18 protein-coding genes are annotated in these 17,688 nt (G+C 51.7%); 9 read left to right on the top strand and 9 right to left on the bottom strand.

Annotated features, from left to right (window positions below; genetic code table 11):
* From AC2JC8_RS07745 to AC2JC8_RS07725, 5 genes are all read left to right on the top strand, one after another.
* Positions 1-2,060, top strand: a 2,060-nt coding sequence (locus AC2JC8_RS07745) for an iron uptake porin (RefSeq protein ID WP_484594460.1), incomplete at its 5' end; no start/stop codon positions are given.
* 19 nt (positions 2,061-2,079) lie between these two features.
* Complete coding sequence (locus AC2JC8_RS07740) at positions 2,080-4,344, top strand: iron uptake porin (protein ID WP_484594459.1); 2,265 nt, start codon at positions 2,080-2,082, stop codon at positions 4,342-4,344.
* Positions 4,345-4,347: 3 nt separating this feature from the next.
* Positions 4,348-6,042 (top strand): hypothetical protein, encoded by a 1,695-nt coding sequence (locus AC2JC8_RS07735; protein ID WP_484401126.1) that lies wholly within the window; start codon positions 4,348-4,350, stop codon positions 6,040-6,042.
* A 43-nt stretch (positions 6,043-6,085) separates the two neighbouring features.
* On the top strand, positions 6,086-7,027 hold the full coding sequence (gene cysK / locus AC2JC8_RS07730; protein WP_255131614.1) for a cysteine synthase A: 942 nt from the start codon (positions 6,086-6,088) through the stop codon (positions 7,025-7,027).
* Positions 7,024-7,695: a J domain-containing protein gene (locus tag AC2JC8_RS07725; RefSeq protein WP_484420120.1), complete on the top strand. Its 672-nt coding sequence runs from the start codon at positions 7,024-7,026 to the stop codon at positions 7,693-7,695. Before cysK ends, AC2JC8_RS07725 begins: the two co-directional genes overlap by 4 nt.
* Here AC2JC8_RS07725 and ndhO read toward each other — a convergent pair.
* Entirely contained in the window at positions 7,688-7,906 is a 219-nt protein-coding gene (gene ndhO / locus AC2JC8_RS07720) for an NAD(P)H-quinone oxidoreductase subunit O (protein WP_484401124.1), read from the bottom strand. The two genes, AC2JC8_RS07725 and ndhO, sit on opposite strands and share 8 nt — an antisense overlap.
* A 74-nt stretch (positions 7,907-7,980) precedes the next feature.
* Between ndhO and AC2JC8_RS07715 the strand changes: the two genes are divergently transcribed.
* Positions 7,981-8,904, top strand: coding sequence for a TIGR01777 family oxidoreductase (locus AC2JC8_RS07715; protein WP_484594458.1), 924 nt, complete (start codon positions 7,981-7,983; stop codon positions 8,902-8,904).
* On the opposite strand, the gene AC2JC8_RS07710 is transcribed toward AC2JC8_RS07715, so the two are convergent.
* The 4 genes from AC2JC8_RS07710 to AC2JC8_RS07695 all read right to left on the bottom strand — a co-directional run bounded on the left by AC2JC8_RS07710 (position 8,840) and on the right by AC2JC8_RS07695 (position 11,146).
* Positions 8,840-9,106 (bottom strand): hypothetical protein, encoded by a 267-nt coding sequence (locus tag AC2JC8_RS07710; protein ID WP_255131606.1) that lies wholly within the window; start codon positions 9,104-9,106, stop codon positions 8,840-8,842. The two genes, AC2JC8_RS07715 and AC2JC8_RS07710, sit on opposite strands and share 65 nt — an antisense overlap.
* Complete coding sequence (locus AC2JC8_RS07705; RefSeq protein WP_484594457.1) at positions 9,103-10,263, bottom strand: lipid-A-disaccharide synthase-related protein; 1,161 nt, start codon at positions 10,261-10,263, stop codon at positions 9,103-9,105. Before AC2JC8_RS07705 ends, AC2JC8_RS07710 begins: the two co-directional genes overlap by 4 nt.
* A gap of 1 nt (position 10,264) precedes the next feature.
* Positions 10,265-10,687, bottom strand: coding sequence for a tetratricopeptide repeat protein (locus tag AC2JC8_RS07700; RefSeq protein WP_484594456.1), 423 nt, complete (start codon positions 10,685-10,687; stop codon positions 10,265-10,267).
* Positions 10,688-10,750: 63 nt separating this feature from the next.
* A complete protein-coding gene (locus AC2JC8_RS07695) occupies positions 10,751-11,146 on the bottom strand; it encodes a HesB/IscA family protein (RefSeq protein WP_484594455.1) in 396 nt (131 codons plus the stop codon).
* 104 nt (positions 11,147-11,250) lie between these two features.
* Between AC2JC8_RS07695 and zds the strand changes: the two genes are divergently transcribed.
* The 3 genes from zds to AC2JC8_RS07680 are packed head-to-tail and all read left to right on the top strand — an operon-like array spanning position 11,251 to position 13,663.
* Positions 11,251-12,693: a 9,9'-di-cis-zeta-carotene desaturase gene (gene zds, locus AC2JC8_RS07690; protein WP_484594462.1), complete on the top strand. Its 1,443-nt coding sequence runs from the start codon at positions 11,251-11,253 to the stop codon at positions 12,691-12,693.
* Between the two features lie 44 nt (positions 12,694-12,737).
* Positions 12,738-13,184, top strand: coding sequence for an SRPBCC family protein (locus AC2JC8_RS07685; RefSeq protein ID WP_255131598.1), 447 nt, complete (start codon positions 12,738-12,740; stop codon positions 13,182-13,184).
* Complete coding sequence (locus AC2JC8_RS07680) at positions 13,181-13,663, top strand: hypothetical protein (RefSeq protein ID WP_484594454.1); 483 nt, start codon at positions 13,181-13,183, stop codon at positions 13,661-13,663. Before AC2JC8_RS07685 ends, AC2JC8_RS07680 begins: the two co-directional genes overlap by 4 nt.
* Here the strand turns inward: AC2JC8_RS07680 and AC2JC8_RS07675 are convergent.
* The 4 genes from AC2JC8_RS07675 to rbfA are packed head-to-tail and all read right to left on the bottom strand — an operon-like array spanning position 13,654 to position 17,647.
* Positions 13,654-14,460 carry a uroporphyrinogen-III synthase gene (locus AC2JC8_RS07675; RefSeq protein ID WP_484594453.1) on the bottom strand — a complete coding sequence of 269 codons (807 nt, stop codon included), beginning with the start codon at positions 14,458-14,460 and terminating at the stop codon, positions 13,654-13,656. The two genes, AC2JC8_RS07680 and AC2JC8_RS07675, sit on opposite strands and share 10 nt — an antisense overlap.
* A complete protein-coding gene (locus AC2JC8_RS07670; protein ID WP_484594452.1) occupies positions 14,450-15,646 on the bottom strand; it encodes a glycosyltransferase family 2 protein in 1,197 nt (398 codons plus the stop codon). The genes AC2JC8_RS07675 and AC2JC8_RS07670 overlap by 11 nt, the downstream gene beginning before the upstream one ends.
* A 43-nt stretch (positions 15,647-15,689) precedes the next feature.
* A complete protein-coding gene (locus tag AC2JC8_RS07665) occupies positions 15,690-17,276 on the bottom strand; it encodes a glycoside hydrolase family 3 N-terminal domain-containing protein (protein WP_484594451.1) in 1,587 nt (528 codons plus the stop codon).
* A complete protein-coding gene (rbfA, locus tag AC2JC8_RS07660; protein WP_484594461.1) occupies positions 17,273-17,647 on the bottom strand; it encodes a 30S ribosome-binding factor RbfA in 375 nt (124 codons plus the stop codon). The genes AC2JC8_RS07665 and rbfA overlap by 4 nt, the downstream gene beginning before the upstream one ends.
* Positions 17,648-17,688 lie beyond the last annotated feature (41 nt).

The following is a 17,688-nucleotide window of genomic DNA, read 5'->3' as shown; positions in this document are numbered from 1 at the left end:
ACGACGGCTCCACCGGTGGTTTCCAGGATCGTTCCACCAACATGATTAAAGATAACCAGTCTCAGGGTGGGGCCTACTACTATTACCGCGCTGGCGGAGACGGCCTAGCCACAACCAGCACCAAATTTCAGCCTGCTAAAACATTCGCTCCCCAGGCCCGTCAACTGGCCTTCAGCACCACCTGGACCGGGTTCACACCTGAGCCCGGCGGCACCATCTCAGGATCACCCAAAGCTCTGAACTCACTGTTGGTTAACCCCAGCATCCCCGGCACCACCATTGCTAACCCCCTCAACGGTGGCACTGTTGGCACTCCATACGCTCCTAACCGCATCCGCGCTTCCATCTATACAAAAGATGGCTATAAGAGCGCAGTTGCAGTGCCCACCACCCCTACCGGTGTTGCACCCACAACCACAAATAAGACTATTGAGTTTTTGCTCCCTAATGTGAGCACCGCTCTGCCTTTAACCGGCAATGAGATTCTGCTTCAAGATAAATTCGGCGACACCACTCTGTTGCGTGTTCAAACCAGCGGTTCCACCAGCAGCAATTATTCAAGCTCAAGCATCCTGCTCGATCGCAAAGACATGCAGGCTTTGGTGGCCTTGGCTAACGAATCCCGTCGTGTAAAAACCTACACATACAACGGTAAGGCTGGTGCAGTTACCAAGCTTGCTAACCAGTACGACTTCATCAACATCAACGATGCTTATAGCCGCACTTATACAGGTGTAACTGCCGCTGGTGCAGCTACAACTATCGGTGGCGCTGCCCTAACCGTAACCCCAGGTGGTTATGTTCAAAACAGCAACACCTACAGCAACGTAATCAACTACCTGTTGGCTGAATACGGTTCATTGGGTGAAGATCAGCGCAAGGTTGGTTATGTTCAAAATGCAGCCACTAAGTTCGTTCGTAACTTGGCTGCTTACACCACCAACAAAAACTACGTTGCTGATAAGAACGCCTTCACGTTCTCCCACGATGCTCAACTGAACTTCAATACCAGCTTCACTGGTAAAGATCTGCTCAACTTCCGCATCCGCGGCAACAACACCCACGCATTCTCAGGCCGTGCTGCTAATCCAGCTGCTGCCCTCGCCTACGACGGTTCAACTACTGCGTGGCCTAATGGCGCCAAATCAAACATCTTCATCGACAAGCTGTTCTACCGCTTCCCAGTTGGCGATTACGCCGTGGCTGCTGTTGGTACACGCTTACCGCAAGATGCAATCCTGCCTACCCGTGGTACTTACTACACCAAAGATGCTCTGCTTGAGTTCTTCAACACCTCTGCTGGTGTATTCCCCTCCTATACCGGTACCGGCGTAGGTTTGTCCTTGGGCAAATTGGGCGGTAAGGGTGCCTTAGGTATGAAGGGCGTGAGCTTCGGTATTGCCTACTTGGCTAACGAATCTGATGCTGTTGCACCTGATGCTTCCAACACCATGACCCAAGGTTGGTTTGGTGCTGATACCCGCTTCCGTATGCCTGTTCAGCTTGCCTGGCAGAGCAAGAATAAGAAGTGGTTGGCTTCTGCTAACTACGCCTATGAGCGCGGTAACAACTCCATGGGCCAAGTGGGTACTCAGCTAGCGCTTACCCCCTTCATGTATGCAAGCCTCAACGAATCCAACCAGTTTGGTTTCACCCTTGCTTATCAGTGGTCTAAAGACTTCAGCCTTACTGGTGCCTACGGCCATGCAGCTGTTAATGCCCGCTACGACAACAGCGTATTGGGTGTGAAGATGTCTGATGCCGGTGATTCTGCTGTGATGAACAGCTGGATGCTTGCAGCTAACTTCAAGAACGTGTTCCTCAAAGGCAACAGCGCCGGTATTGCTATCGGTGGCGTTCCTTCAGTTGTGAGCAACAGCTCCGGCTGGAACAAAGATGGTGGCATGCCCACCGCGATTGAAACCTGGTACCAGTTCCAGGTAACAGACAATATCAGCATCACACCTGGTATTTTCTACATCTCCAGCACCACCAACTCCGATGGTATCGGCGGTGGCGATACCTGGGGTGGCGTGATCAAAACTCAGTTCAACTTCTGATCTGGATTTAATCACTTAATTGCAACTCACTTTTCACACTTACATCGGCCCCTCTTTTGGAGGGGCCTTTTTTTTAGCTTGTTTAGTATTTTCTCCAGCTGTAACAGCAACAGAAAACATAATTACTGAATTTGAAGCCACTCAGTTTTCTGCTACTACTAAACTCAGTGGGATTGTTCGTTTTGTTACTGGTAGTGGTTATCGCGCTGCTGGTTATGCAAATTTTGCGCAAGCTGCTGCGCTTACAGATATCGCTCAGCTCTATGGCCAGCTTGCCTACGATGGTTCTGATCTAGCAGTTCAAAATCGATTTATTAATAAGATCCCATCACCCCATAGCCAAGGGGAAGCCTTTGTTTTTTATCGTGCTTCTGCCACTCCATCACTTAGCCGTGAATTGGCCTTCAGCACCAGCTGGACTGGATACATACCAGATAACCTAAAAACAGCTAGCTCCAGTTCTATTAATGCTTTTGCCGAACCAGCAGATACAAATGTGATGCAAGGTGTAGGAAGTGGCCAAAATCTTATCCTCAATGGACCTGCTCGTAATATTATTGCTCAAGCTAATCTTAGTAGGATTAGTATATTTAGTGAATCGGGCTTTAGGCAAGCGGTGCAACTTCCCAGCACTAATTTTACGCTTGAATTTCTAATGCCAGCCACAAATATCAATCAGCCTCTACAGGCAGATCAGATTTCATTGCAGGATCGCTATGGCCGCAGCAATGTATTATTTAGCACCAGCAGTGGCTCCAGTAGTAGTGAGTTTAGTAGCGCTAAAATTCTTTTAGATCGTAAAGATATGCAAGCAATGCTAGCTTTGGCAAACAAGGCTCGCCGCGCTAAAAGTTATGCATTTCTGAATGAGAATGGCAATATTTATTATAAACCCACCGGTCAGTATGATCCGATTGTAATTGCAAGTAGTGCGGGGCGTAATTATTTAGCAACCAATTATTCTGGCGAGGCAGTTCAAAATTTCAGTGCAGCAGGCACTGGTTTGGTGGTAACACCTGGCGGCCTTGTAACCAATCCCACTATTTATAATAATGTTATTAACTATTTAATTGCTGAATATGGATCGCTCAGCGAGCAGCAACGTAAATTCAACTATGTGCAACAAGCTGCCGCACGCTTAATACGTAATCTTGCCGCATATCCCACCAATAAAAACTATGTGGCAGATGGAAATGCCTTTACTTTCTCCCACGATGCCTTCTTGAATTCAAGTACTAGCTTTTCTGGGGAAGATGAGTTGTTATTTCGTGTGCGTTCTAATAACACCTATAGCTTTGCTGCGCGCATGGCAAATCCAGCCGCCTCTCTTGCCTACGATGGTGCCGTGATCAATTGGCCTAATGGCGAAACACCATTTGTATTTTTGGATCGCTTATCTTATCGCTTCTTATTAAACAAAAACATCAGAATTTCCCTCGGTGCCCGTGTTGCTCAAGATAGTATCTTGCCCTCGCGCGGTAGTTTTTATAAACAATCAGCGTTATTGGAATTTTTTAATACTGCCGCTGGTGTTATTCCCTCCTTCACCGGAACCGGTGCCGGCTTTGATGTTAGTCCGTTTGATTTAGATTTTCTTGCCCTTAAAAATCTACGCTTTGGTATTGCCTACCTTGTTAATGAAGCAGATGCTGTTAGCTCTGATGCAAATAATGTAATGGCCCAGGGTTTATTTGGTAGTAGTACTCGTTTTCGTGTGCCGCTGCAACTTGCCTGGCAAAGCAGCAACCAAAAATGGCTATTTAGTGCAAATTATGCCTACGAACGTGGCAATAATTCGATGGGTTCAGTTGGTACATCATTGGCACTTACGCCTTTTATGTATCCCAGCTTAAATGAATCAAGCCAATTTGGGTTTACACTTGCCCATCAACTAACAAATAATCTTAGTATCAATGCAGCCTACGGGCGCGGCTTTGTGAGAGCTCGCTACAACAGCAGTGTTTTGGGTGTAAAAATGACATCAACTGGCGATCAAGCTGAGCTGAGCAGTTGGCAGCTTGCAGCTCACTTCAATAATGTTTTCGTTAAAGGAAATAGCGCTGGAATTGCTGTTGGTGCTGTTCCAGCACTAATACGCAATAGTTCTTGTTGGAGCACTGATGGCGCCTCTCCTATCGCTGTTGAAACCTGGTACCAATACCAAATAAGTGATAACATAAGCATCACTCCAGGTGTATTTTATATTTCAGGTGTTGCAAACTCCGATGGCATTGGCGCCGGTAGTAGTTGGGGTGGTGTGATCAAAACCCAATTTAATTTTTAGCAAATGTCTTTTTTGCAATTTGCTAGAGCTCAATGCGTTAAAGGCCTGGCATCTGAAGCAGAACGTCAACTGCTCGCTCAATTTGAGCAGCAGCCCTCCCCCCCTAGCGCTGATTTTGGCTTAGCACTTGCCCTTTGCAATTTGTATCTGGAGCGCCTAGATCAAACACAGGCCTGCCTTGATCGGGTGCTGCTTGATCACGGCGACAGCAGCGAGCTTCTACAACTCGCCATCAGCTGGGAGCAGCGCCGTAATGAAGGTTCCCTTAGCCCCTTGTTGCGAAGGCGGATGCAGGCATTCCTTAACGATTTGCCGATCGCGTTGCAGTGGTTGCAGCTGTTAATTGCTGATCTCGATGCCCGGGCTGCTATCGCTTGGGGGCAGCAGCTTTTGCAGCAATGGCCAGAAGAGATTTCTGTGCAACAGGCGCTCAAAACTTTGGCTTGGGAATTGCAGGATCCGGCCCTTCTAGCTCAGTTGGATTTGGGTTCCGATGCCGAGCTGCATTTATGGCAAGGCCGCAACCAATGGTTGTTAGGTGATCTGATTAATGCAGAGCAGCAGCTGCGGTGCTGCCTCAGCCATGGCGATGCACGCCCTGATCAGCAGCTGCAGGCACTACACAGCTTGATATTTCAGCTGCAGCCTGGGCGGCCTGAAATCCTGTTAACAGCTTTTTGGGATTTATTTCAGGCTTCTCCCGATTGGGCTTGGTGTTTTGGCCGTGCTCTTTTAGCTGCTGGTGCATGGCAGCAGGGTTGGCAGTTATACGAGCAGCGTTACTACAGCCAAGATCGCGCTCAAATTCTCCCCCCTGGTTTCCCCTTAATCGGCTTAGAGCAGTTGGGTTTGGAGCGCTTAGTTAGTTCCAAGGCTCCTGGCGGTAGCCATGTGTTGATCTATGGCGAACAGGGCATTGGCGATACCCTTATGTTTGCTTCTTTGCTGCCACAGCTGCAAGCAGAGTTGCAGGCAACTGGTGGTTCGCTGCAGCTGCTGTTGCAGCCCCGCTTAGTGCCCTTGCTGCAAAGCAGTTTCCCCGCCATCAAATGCGCTGCTAGCTTTCCAGCTGAGTTGCTACGGCAACTTGATCTGGCTTGCAGTATTGGCAGCTTGGGCCAGCGATATCGCCCAGATGCACAAAGTTTTGCGGGCCATTCCCCTCACCTACAGCTGCCGGATTCAACTAAACAAAATTGGCGTAAGCGCTTAGCGGCCCTAGGCCCTGGCCTCAAGGTGGGCATTGCCTGGGAAGGCGGCGGCACCTTAGGCAATCGCCACCAGCGTTCGCTCCAGCTCGAGCAACTTTTGCCGCTGTTAAAGCAATCGGGTTTGCATTGGTTCAATTTGCAATACGGCCACAAACCAGAGGAACTGCTTGCTTTGAAGCAAAACCAGGGCGTTGAGATCTTGCATTTCGATGGCATTAGCACTGATCTGCTCGCCACCGCCGGGCTCACCGCTGCCCTTGATCTTGTAATCACAGTGCAACAAACCGCTTTGCATCTTGCCGCTGGCCTTGGTGTGCCCGTGTGGGGCCTTTTGCCCTATCGGGCTGAATGGCGCTATGGCCAAGGGGGTTCTCAAATGATTTGGTACCCCAGCGTGAAATTGTTTCGGCAACAGCAGCGGGGCAATTGGCATGGCGTTATTGAACAGGTTTCGCAGCAATTGCTTAAACGCTTAGAGGAACGCTGAAGCGCTCTTAATGATCAGAATGGATGAATTATCACTACATCCAATGGCGATTGCTCCTGATATCACCGCCCTCGTGGGCCATACCCCTTTAGTGCGGCTTAATCGCCTGCCTAAGGCAGAAGCTTGTTGCGCCGAGATAGTTGCGAAGCTTGAAAGCTTTAATCCCACCGCATCAGTAAAAGATCGCATTGGTTTAGCGATGGTTCTTGATGCAGAAGCGCAGGGGCTGATCAATCCTGAAAATACAATTTTAGTAGAACCCACCAGCGGTAACACCGGTATCGCCCTTGCGATGGTGGCTGCCGCCCGCGGCTACCGCTTGATCCTCACCATGCCAGACACCATGAGTTCGGAGCGGCGATCCATGTTGCGGGCTTATGGAGCAGAGCTTGAACTCACCCCAGGGGCGGAAGGGATGAAGGGGGCAATCGGGCGGGCCCGCGCCCTTGCGGCGGAGTTGCCCAATGCTTATCTGCTACAGCAGTTTGCAAATCCAGCCAATCCAGCCATCCACGCCCGCACCACTGCAGAAGAGCTTTGGCTTGATACCGATGGCCGCATTGATGCTCTAGTGGCTGGAGTGGGTACCGGTGGCACCATTACCGGCTGCGCTCAGCTGCTGAAGCAACGTAAGCCCAGTTTTCAAGCGATTGCAGTGGAACCCACCGGTAGCCCAGTGCTCAGTGGTGGTGCCCCTGGGCCCCATCGCATCCAAGGAATCGGTGCTGGTTTCATCCCAGACAACTATCAAGCTGAATTGATAGATGAGGTGATCCAGGTAACAGACGCAGACGCGATGGCGATGGGGCGGCGATTAGCGCGGGAGGAGGGTTTGCTCAGTGGGGTGAGCAGTGGCGCCACCATGGCAGCAGCTTTAAAACTGGGGCAAAGGCCTGAATGGGCTGGCAAATTAATAGTTGTGGTGCTCGCCAGTTTTGGTGAGCGTTATCTCAGTACTCCGATGTTTACCGACGCCACGCCGTGACCGCTGCGGATCCATATCGTGTGTTGGGGGTATCTCAAGGGGCCACCACAGCTGAAATCAAGGCCGCCTATCGAGCCTTGGTGAAACAACATCATCCCGATGCCAAGGCGAGCGGCGCTGGCCAGAATTCAATTAAGGATCCAAGCCAGGATTCAAAACAAATAATTGCCATTAATGCCGCCTGGGAGCTGCTGCGGCATCAAGAAAGCCGTCGCCGCTACGACAGTTCAACCCCCCAAGCGCGCAGTAGCCCCAAGGCCAGCAGCAGCAGCAATAGTGAGGCCGCCCTCGAGCGCTGGTTGAGTGGCGTGTATTGGCCTATCGATCAACTTTTAGGGGAGGTATTAGAACCTTTTGGATCAGAATTCACAGCGTTATCAGCTGATCCTTACGACGATCAATTGATGGCAAATTTTTGTTCATATCTCGAGCGCAGCCGCAACTATTTGGAAAGGGTGGAATATTTATTTCGTTCTCAGGCCTGCCCGGCAATTGCCAAAAGTTTTGGCCTCAGCCTTTATCACTGCTTAAGTGGCGTGCAGGATGCCATTGCTGAATTTGAGCGTTACACCGCCGGTTATGTAGATGGTTATTTGCGTGATGGCCGCGAGATGATCCGCGAAGCATCGCAGCGGCGCCAGCGTTTACAAACTCAGCAACCTAGGTAAAAGGCTCTAACTGATCAAGCCTTAACCACACATCAGGCACCGGTTGGCGAAAACGCAGCTGGGCATAGCTTTCACTAATTATCAATATTTCCCCAGGCCCCTCCAGTAGATAAGCCGGTGGTATGGGCGCACTAGCAGCAGCTTCTGTGCTGCCAACATATGCCTCGCGATTTACCCGCACTAAGGCTCCTTTTTTGAAGCTGTTGGCCATGGTTTCTATCGCGCTATTAACAGGCTAAAGGGCAGCGGTTGAGGTTAACGTCTGCAAAAGATGCCTAGGTAGTAATGAAGCTGTTGCTGATTGGTTGCACTGGTTTTGTTGGCCGTGAATTATTGCCGCTTTTAAAAGCAGCAGGCCACGAACTCACAATCGTGAGCCGCAGCTCTGCTGCTAACGGAAGGCTGCAGGCCAACCCCGCCCTTGCCAAAAGTTGGCTGCCGGATACTCCCCTTGCAAAGGCATTAGCGGAAGCGGATGCGGTGGTGAATTTGGCGGGGGAGCCGATTGCTGAACAGCGCTGGACGCCAGCCCAATATGAATTACTGCGTAGCAGCCGCATAAACACCACAAAATTTTTAGCTGCTGCCATCTCTACTGCTGCTTCCACTAATGCCTCCCCAAAGCTGCTGATAAGTGGTTCGGCCATTGGCTTTTATGGCAGCAGCCTCGTTGAAAGTTTCACGGAAAGCAGCCCGAATGCCACTGATTTCCTTGGAGAGTTGTGCCTGGAATGGGAGCAAGCCGCGGCGGCAATACCTGCAAGTTGCCGGCTGGTTGTTTTACGCACAGGCATTGTGCTGGCAGCTGATGGTGGCGCCCTCGGCAAAATGTTGCCAATTTTTCGCGCTGGCTTTGGCGGCCCCATCGGTTCGGGCCGGCAGTGGATGAGCTGGATTCATCGCACTGATTTCTGCGCTCTTATCGCGATGGCCCTCAGCAATCCCGCCTACAGCGGCGTTTATAACGCCACCGCTCCAAATCCAGCAACGATGGCGCAGTTTTGTCAGAATTTAGGCAAGGCTCTTGGCAGGCCAAGCCTGCTGCCGGTGCCCGGCGCTTTGTTGCAGTTGCTGCTTGGCGATGGCGCCTCTGTAGTGCTGGAAGGCCAAAAAGTGCTGCCAGAACGGCTGCAACAGCAGGGATTTAACTTTCAATACGGCGATTTGAATGGGGCCCTCGCCGCTGCCACCAGCTCCAAGCAGCGTTGATTAATGCCCCAGCCATCAAGATTCCAAGGGCTGGGGTGAACAGCGGTTCCCATAGCTTTTTAAATAGGGAAAGCGGCGCGTGTATTTGGCGCGCTTCTAAGGCAACAGCAGCTAAAAACCAGATAGCGGCAAAGATCACCAGAAACACATTGGCCACCAGCAGGCGATCCAACCAAATCTTGATCTGATTAGGGGCACTCATCGCTGCATCGCTTGGATGATGGCAGTAGCGATCCGGTTGGTTCCGCCACTGCGGCCTAAGCGTTTCTCCCCCTCTTCTTGCCAACTCTGTTGTTGGTTTTCCGTTTGTTTCGTCATTAACGGGATTAGTAATTGCACTGATTGCTCAAGGGTTGTGGCAGCGCCCACTGGCCCTTGCGCGCAGAACACTCCTGGCCCCAACAGGCGGCGTTGCGCTTCCGCAAATCCAGCTGTGAACTGGGGCCCAAAACCGGCTAATTGCAACACCGGTATGCCAAGCCCCACCGCTTGTTCGCTAGCGGTGCCCGCCATCGATAAAGCCACTCTGGATTCACATAAAACTTGGTTGAACTGCCCCCAGCAAAGTTCTAATTTCAATTGCTGCCAGCTCAAAGCGCTTGGGCTTGCACTCCAGCCTCGCTGCAGGGCCATTGCTGCCACTGCTTCTTGGCTTAATTCCTGCACTAAAGCAGCTTTAAAGCTCCAGCTTTGAGCAGTTTTTGGTAACAACTCGAGTAAGGCCAGCATCAATTCAAAATTTTGCAATGCCTCCGGCAATCGGCTGCCCGGCAGCAGTGCCAACATTTGTTCTGCGGAGGGTTTTGCTTTCGCCCCCAGCAATTTTTCGATAAATGGGTTGCCAAGGAATTCCACAGGTCGGCCCAGTTGCTCGCTTAGATCGGTTGCAGTGAGGTAATCACGGCTGAAAATTGCCCTTGTGCGTTTGCTTGCAAGGCAAGCACCGCAAGGCCATGGCAGCCTCAACTTCCCTTCGTAGTGGCTGGAATAGGCCACAAGATAAGTAGCCACGGGTTTGCCTAAAAGCCAGCACAGCAGCACTGGAATCACATCTCCCACCACCACTAAAGCATCGGCCTTTTGGGCCTCCCGCCAAACGCGCCAACTGCGTTTTAGTAAATAAAGCACCTGCCCCTGGAAGATTTCGGCCCATCTGCCAGCGGCGCTGGTGTAACCCAATCCACCGGTGCTGTAGTTGCGGGTGCGGCCCAGCACTGAAATTCCAGCGGCAAGATATGCATCCCCTCCACCCACAAGGGGGACAGCCGCCACTTGGGCTCCCAGCTCCTGAAGGGCTAGGGCCAGCAGGGCACCGCTTAGGTCTTCCCCGTGGCCGTTGCTTATCAGCAGCAGCCTCATTTCAATCAGCTAGCCAAGCCTTCACTTTCGCTAAGGCTGGCCAGCCGGGCCGCCTTTGCAGCCCATCAGCGATGGAAGCCTCCAGTTCGCGGGCTAATTCAGGTGAAAAGGCCATCAGCTTTTTTATTAATTCAATGTGCTCCCTCACTCCTTTAGCTCCGGTTTCGAGCATGGCAAGGCTGAGATTGATGCGACCTTGAGGATCTTGTGGATTGATTTTTACAGCGGTTTTTGCTGAATGAAGAGCATCTTGAGGCTCACCATTAAGCAGTTGCAGCCAGGCGAGGCAGGTCCAACCTGCTGATTGGCGCGGCGCTTGCTGGGTGATTTCTTTAAAGCTGGCAATCACTTGCGGCAGCGGAGCACCATTTTGGTAACTGCTTAGGGCAAGCTCAAATTCGGAAGTTTCAGTGCTGGCATTCATAGAGAGCTTGCTACTCAGTTCAGGTATTGATTCAGATTCGCACCTTGGTGGCTAACTCACGGCTTAAACCGCAAAAGAACTGCCGCAGCCGCAGGTTTGGGTGGCATTTGGGTTGCTGAAATTAAAACCGCCACCTATTAATGCAGCTGAAAAATCCAGCTGCATACCGTAGATATAAAGCAAACTTTTCGGATCGCAGATCACTGTGAAAGCAGGGGCTTCAGCTGGTTCGTATACGTAACTTTCATCATCAGCCTGCTTCTCAAGGCCAGAAACAAAGTCCATGGTGTAACTCATGCCGCTGCACCCGCCAGAACGTACCCCCACCCTCAAAACTTGATCACCACCCTGCTGCTGCATCAAAGCGGCCAACTGTTTCATGGCTGGAGCGGTGATCAGAATGCCTTTGCCATCTTTACCGGTGTGGGTGAGGGGAGCTTTTGCTAGATCGGTAGCCATCGCTTTACTTTTAATCTACTAATTACTCTAAGCAACTTCCCAGCCGCCACAGCCCCACTACGGGGCCATTGCTCCATAGAGTTGAGCCATTACAGGAGCTGATGGTGCGGGTTGCAATCGTTGGATCAGGGCTAGCGGGTTTGTCTGCGGCAGTGGATCTGGTGGATGCCGGCCATCAGGTGGATATCTACGAAGCGAGGCCCTTTATGGGCGGAAAAGTTGGCAGCTGGATAGATCCAGATGGCAATCACATTGAAATGGGACTGCATGTGTTCTTTTTTAATTACACCAATCTTTTTGCCTTAATGCGAAAGGTAAACGCATTTGATAATCTTTTACCAAAAGATCACACCCATTTATTTGTAAATCGTGGAGCTGATGTAAAAGAGCTCGATTTTCGTTTTGCCCTAGGAGCACCATTTAATGGCTTGAAAGCTTTTTTTACCACTCCTCAGCTGAATTGGCTTGATAAATTACGTAATGCCCTTGCTTTAGGTACCAGCCCAATTGTGCAAGGTTTATTGGATTACGAAGGCGCGATGAAAACAATACGAGCTTTAGATCGCGTTAGTTTTCAGCAGTGGTTTATCGGCCATGGCGGCAGTGTTAATAGCATCGAACGAATGTGGAATCCAATTGCCTACGCCCTAGGTTTTATTGATTGCAAATCTATTTCGGCTCGCTGCATGCTTACAATTTTTTTGATGTTTGCTACTAAAACAGAGGCATCAAAATTAAATCTGTTAAAGGGATCTCCCCACCGCTGGTTAACCGGCCCAATTCTTGATTATATTAAAGCTCGTGGTGGTAATTTACATCTGCGGCATCGGGTAATCGAGCTGGAATATCAAGATTCCTCAGCTGGTTCTTTGGTAACGGGCTTAAAGCTTGGCACTCCCGATGGTGAAATAGTTGTGCAGGCGGATAATTATTTAGCTGCTTGCGATGTGCCAGGTATTCAAAAGTTGATACCTGCCGCCTGGCGACGTTGGCCTTTATTTGAGCGGATTTATCGCTTGGAGGCTGTGCCTGTTGCCACTGTGCAATTGAGATACAATGGATGGGTAACTGAGCTTGGTGATGGCGGTAGCGCCGAAGCAAAACGTAAAAACTTAGCTGTTCCTAGCGGTCTTAATAATTTGCTTTACACAGCAGATGCAGATTTCAGTTGCTTTGCTGATCTCGCCCTTGCCAGCCCAGAGGATTACCGCAAACAAGGGCTTGGCTCTCTACTTCAGTGTGTTTTGACTCCAGGCGATCGCTGGATCCCTAAAAAAACAGAGGAAATTGTTGCCCACACCGATGCTCAAGTGCGGCAGTTATTTCCTTCCGCTTCCTCCTTGGAGTTGGTGTGGAGCAATGTGGTGAAACTTGCTCAGTCTCTTTATCGCGAGGCTCCAGGAATGGATCCTTTTCGGCCGGAGCAAAACACACCAGTATCTAACTTCTTTTTGGCTGGTAGCTATACAAAACAAGATTACATAGATTCAATGGAAGGTGCCACGATGAGTGGCAGATTGGCCGCAGCAAAAATTCTTGGTTGCTAAAACAACGTTTAAATTTTTCACCTTTTATTCACTGCAGAGATCCCATGGGCCGTTGGCTTGAGCACAGCGTTACCACCAGCATCCGGGCCCCTGTTGCTCAAGTGTGGGTTTTATGGAGCGATTTAGAGGCAATGCCGCTCTGGATGCGTTGGATTGAATCGGTGGTAACACTCGATGATCCAAATCTCACGGAATGGACCCTCTCCGCCCAGGGATTTCGCTTTCAGTGGAAGGCACGCATCACCAACCGGGTAGATGAGCAGCAATTGAATTGGGAATCGGTAAAGGGGTTACCCACAAAAGGAGCGGTGCGTTTTTACCCAGAAGGCCCCAGCCAAACATCAGTAAAACTCACTGTTAGCTATGAATTACCAGGAATCTTGGCTCCATTGATGGATTCCGCCATGTTGGGTGGTCTTGTTAGTAAGGAATTGCAGGCAAATCTTGATCGCTTTCGCGATTTAGTTGAACAGAGGGCTGGCAGCATTTGAAACACCCCTTGCCCCTATCTTTTGTTATTTCCATCACTGCGGCAGCTGTTGCTAGTTGTGCAGTTACGCCACCATTTTCGAATAATTTAATAAGGGCTCCTCTGCCGCCTTTGCAGCAACCTCCAGCAAAAGATCCCCGTTTCACAGCTTTACCAACTCCTGCAGCTGTAATTGCTGCTTTGCCAAAGGGTCGTAATGATCCATTTGCACCATTAGCTGCAACCACTGATCTAAAAGGAGCAAATCCCCCCAAAAACCCTGCTAAGCCAGCCCTGCAACTCACGGGTGTTGCCATGGCGCGGGGTGTACCTCAGGCTTTTGTTTCTTACAACAACGAAACTGGCGCTGTAGTGCCGGGCGATCTAGGTGGAGCGGGCATTCCATGGTTGCCGCCAGGTTGGCGCGTGATCAGTGTTGATGTGCAGCAAGGGCAGTTGATGCTTGGTAATGGCAGCCAGAAGTTGCCCTTTCAGCTTTGAAGCTTTTGTTTTGAATTAATCGCAAAGGCGCAAGCTGCCAAAAGCCCCTCAAGGTGGTGTGGATCCGCTTCTGCATCAACGCGGCCAAGGAATTCGATGCAGGCTTTTGTGGTTTGAGGCCCAATTGAGATCAGCATGATTGGCGCCAGCAAATCTCGCCAGTTGCTGCCGAATTCCAGTTGCAGCAGGCTCACGCAATGGCGCACCGTTTTTGCACTGCTAAAACAGATCGCTTCAACGCTGCCGGCCTTAATGGCAGCGCTGGTAATTTCTGGGATTTTGCTTGGGCAGCTGGATTCGTAGGCAGCCACTTCCACCACCCTGGCGCCAGCTTCCGCGAAAGCTTCCGCCAAAATGCTGCGGCCGCCGCTTTGCACCCGGGGCAAAAGGACGCGTTGGCCCCACACTCCCACTGGGAAATTTTCTAGCAAGCTATCGGCTACAAATTCCGGGGGAACAAAATCAGCAGGTGCACCTAACTGCTCAAGCAATGCTGCTGTTTTGCGGCCCACGGCAGCCAGCCTCACCCCTTTTGGCCTTTTTGCCAGGGATTGGCCTAAGTGCTGCAATTGGCGCTCAACTGCATCCACCCCATTAGCGCTTGAAAAAATGCACCAGTGGAAGCTACTAAATTCCCTTAAAGCATCAATTAGTGGCCCCAATTCGCTTGGAGGGCCAATCACTAAAGCTGGTAAATCCAGCACTTTTGCGCCAGCGGCTTCAAATATTTGGCGGGCTTCGCCAAGCTGCTGTTCAGCCCGGGTTAGCACCACCGTTGCCGTTAGCTCAAGCTGCATCCAGTTTCACCAGCTCGCCTGCTTTTGCCGCCAATTCCCTTGCTTCCTCTTCTTTGCCTTGAGCCAGCAATAAACCGATTGCTGTGAGAAAACTTGCTCTTGCGGCATCAAAATTCCCTCCAAGTAACTGTGCAGCCCCAAGGTTTTGGTGAATTTCGGGATTATTTGGAGCCAGTTCTAAGGCGCTCTCATAGGCCTCCAGGGCGCCGCCGATATCATTTAATTTGCGCCTAATTAAGCCAAGGTTGTACCAGGCAAGGGCCACTTCAGGGGCGTGGCGAGTGGCAGCTTCGGTGTAACTGGCGGCTTCTTCTAATTTGTTAAGCCTTAGCAGTAATGCGCCAAGATTTAAGCGGGCGCCAATGCTTAATCGCGGGTTTAAAGGTTCATCAAGGGCGGCGCGATAGTGCTTTTCCGCCCGCGGCAAATCGCTATGGGCATGGGCAATTCCCAGATGCAGTTGCAGTTCATATCGTTCGGAGAACTGGGTTTTAGTGCAGCGGCTAAGCCCTTGCTCCAAAAGAGCAATACCTCGTTCCACATTGCCGGATTCGATTTCTAGCCCCCCCAATTTGGCGCTGGCGTAGGGATCACCAGGGTTAGCTAGGAGTTCCGCTTCCATGGCTTCCCTGAGCCGTTCTGCTTTATTGCCCGCTAAAAGGCTCTCCAGCTGGTAACCGCTATGCAGCAAGGCGGGTTCTGGGCAATCCACCACGCGCCATTGAGGTTCAGCTTGCAGCAATTTTTCAACGCTGTCGTCTATGGAAGCGTGATAGAGGCGATTCCAGCTAATGGCGGGATGGCGCCTAAATAACCGACTCACAGCTGAATAAGGGGCCTGGGCCGCCCCCGCTTCAAAACGCAGCAGATTGATCACCAACACATCGGGTTGAGCCATCAGTGCTTGTAAAGGGGCTTTGGCATCGCTCAGTAGAAATTCATCGGCATCAAGCACCAATACCCAGTCGCCCTGCACCAATTCCAGGGCTCGATTGCGAGCCGGGGCAAAATCTCCTGGCCATTCCATTGATTCCACCTGGGCACCAGCTTCCGCAGCAATTGCTTTGGTGTTATCGGTGGAGCCGGTATCGAGCACCAGTAATTGATCGCAAAAGCCAGCAACGCTGGCGAGGCATTGGCCGATCTGCCCCTCTTCGTTGCGCACGATCATTGAGAGGCTGAGCATGGCTGCAATTACCCAGGATTTGGTTAGCTAAGAAGATTAAAACTTAGTTCGTGAAGCCACCCTCATAGCTGGCAGCACCAAGGCCAAGGCTTTGCAAAGCAAGAGCTTGCGCCCCAGGCATCTGGCCGGGGCTGTAAGCAATAGCGATGTTGGCGGGGATCAGCCCTTTCAGCTCCTGCCATAGATATGGGCTGCCGTACACCACAAGGCCCGCCAATCTTTGCTGCGCCAATAGCTTTTGCACCAGCTCGGCCCAGTAGCCATCAGCGCCGGCGCTGCCTCGAAATGGATTACCCCGCACAAATAATTGCAGCAACACTGGCCCATTTGGCAATTTTTCTAGATCTAAAGCTTGGCTGCGGCCATCGATCAAGGTTGTTTGCAAGCCGGCGGCTTGGGGACGCAAAAGGGCAGGGGCCGCCAGGGGTAAGGGGCTACAAGCAAGGCTGCTATCAACCCTAATTAAATTCACCCCCGGCCCTTTTGGCGGCGCTGAGTTGCAGCCTTGCTGTTGCAAACTCAGTTGCAACAATTCCTGGGCAAGGGCGCCGTGGCTGCTGGCGCAGTTGGCTAAAGCAGATAAGGCAGCCGCTGTATCAAGTTCAGAGGGTTTGCAGCGGGCCAAGGCCAGGCGCCGCCTCTCCAGGCTTTGCTCAACTCGCTCCAGCGGCCAGCGACCTTCGAGGCAACCCTGCTCAAGGGCCGTTAAGGCAGCATCTGTATCGGCTGGCATCAGTATCAGATCTGCCCCTGCTTCAAAGGCCAAAGCAGCTGCTTCTGCTGCTCCGTAATGCTTAGTAATTGCTTCCATCACAAGCGCATCGGTAACAATCAAGCCGTTAAATCCCAGCTCTTGCCGCAATAGCTGGCTTAAAACTGCCTTGGAAAGGGTGGCGGGGCGTTCTGGATCAAGGGCTGGCAGCTGCAGGTGCGCCGTCATCACACTGCCAACACCAGCTGCAATAGCAGCGCGAAACGGAACAAATTCAAGTTCATCTAGCCGTTCTCGGCTGTGGGCAAGTTGGGGTAATTGCAGGTGTGAATCCTGGCTGGTATCTCCATGGCCGGGGAAATGCTTAGCGCAACCCAGTACCCCCTCCCCCTCTAAACCCTGCAGGAAAGCGCGGCTAAGGGCTGTTGTTGCCGCTGCGGTTTCGCCCCAGGCACGCACATTGATTACCGGATTGGCTGGATTGTTATTTACGTCGCACACTGGTGCTAACACCCAATTGAGCCCCAGCAGCTGGGCTTCGTTGCCGGTGCAGCGGCCATAGGCCCTGGCTAATGCTTCTGCTCGTTGGGGTTCCGCCTGCCAGAGGGGAGCTAAAGCAAGAGGTGGCACCAGCCAAGTGGCCCCTTCAAAGCGTTGCCCCACCCCCTCTTCCACATCGGCGCAAAGCAGCAAGCGGTTTTGATCGGTTGATCCGGCCCACTGCTGTAACTGCCGGCAACGTAGAGCTAGATCGGCGGCACTTCCACCTAGCAAAATCACGCCGCCAACCCCTTGCTCCAACCATTGCTGCAGTTCGGTGTTGCCCAGTTCCCAGCGGGGGTAACGCCGTTGGTTATCGGTGGCAAAGCCACTGGCGCGCACAACAAATAACTGGGCTAACTGGCGGCGCAGGGTCATGGCTCCTCTTGCTCTTGGCGGGCCTCAGCTAAACGATTTAGTAAACCCAAAACCTCCACCCCCTCGGCCAGGCCTTTGTCATGGTGGAACACAAGTTCAGGAGTGCGGCGCATATTCAACCTGCGGCTTAATTCACCGCGCAGATATGGAGCGGCAGAGCGCAAACCCTCCATGGCCTCCTCCTGCTCATTTTTGCTGCCGTAGATGCTCACCGAAACCTTGCAATGCTGCAAATCACCAGCCACCACCACCGTGGTGATACTCACCATGCCCTGGGAAACCCGTTCATCGCGCACGCCCGTGCGAAGCAGTTCGCTCATTTCCTTGCGGATTAATGAGGCCACCCGTTCTACCCGTCGCCCTTGGGCCATCTCTATGCCCCTGGTACTGGGGTAACCATCGCATGCAGCAC

The organism is Synechococcus sp. (assembly GCF_982614295.1).
The sequence above is the reverse complement of the archived record's forward strand: the minus strand, read 5'-3'. Positions and strand labels throughout refer to the sequence as shown.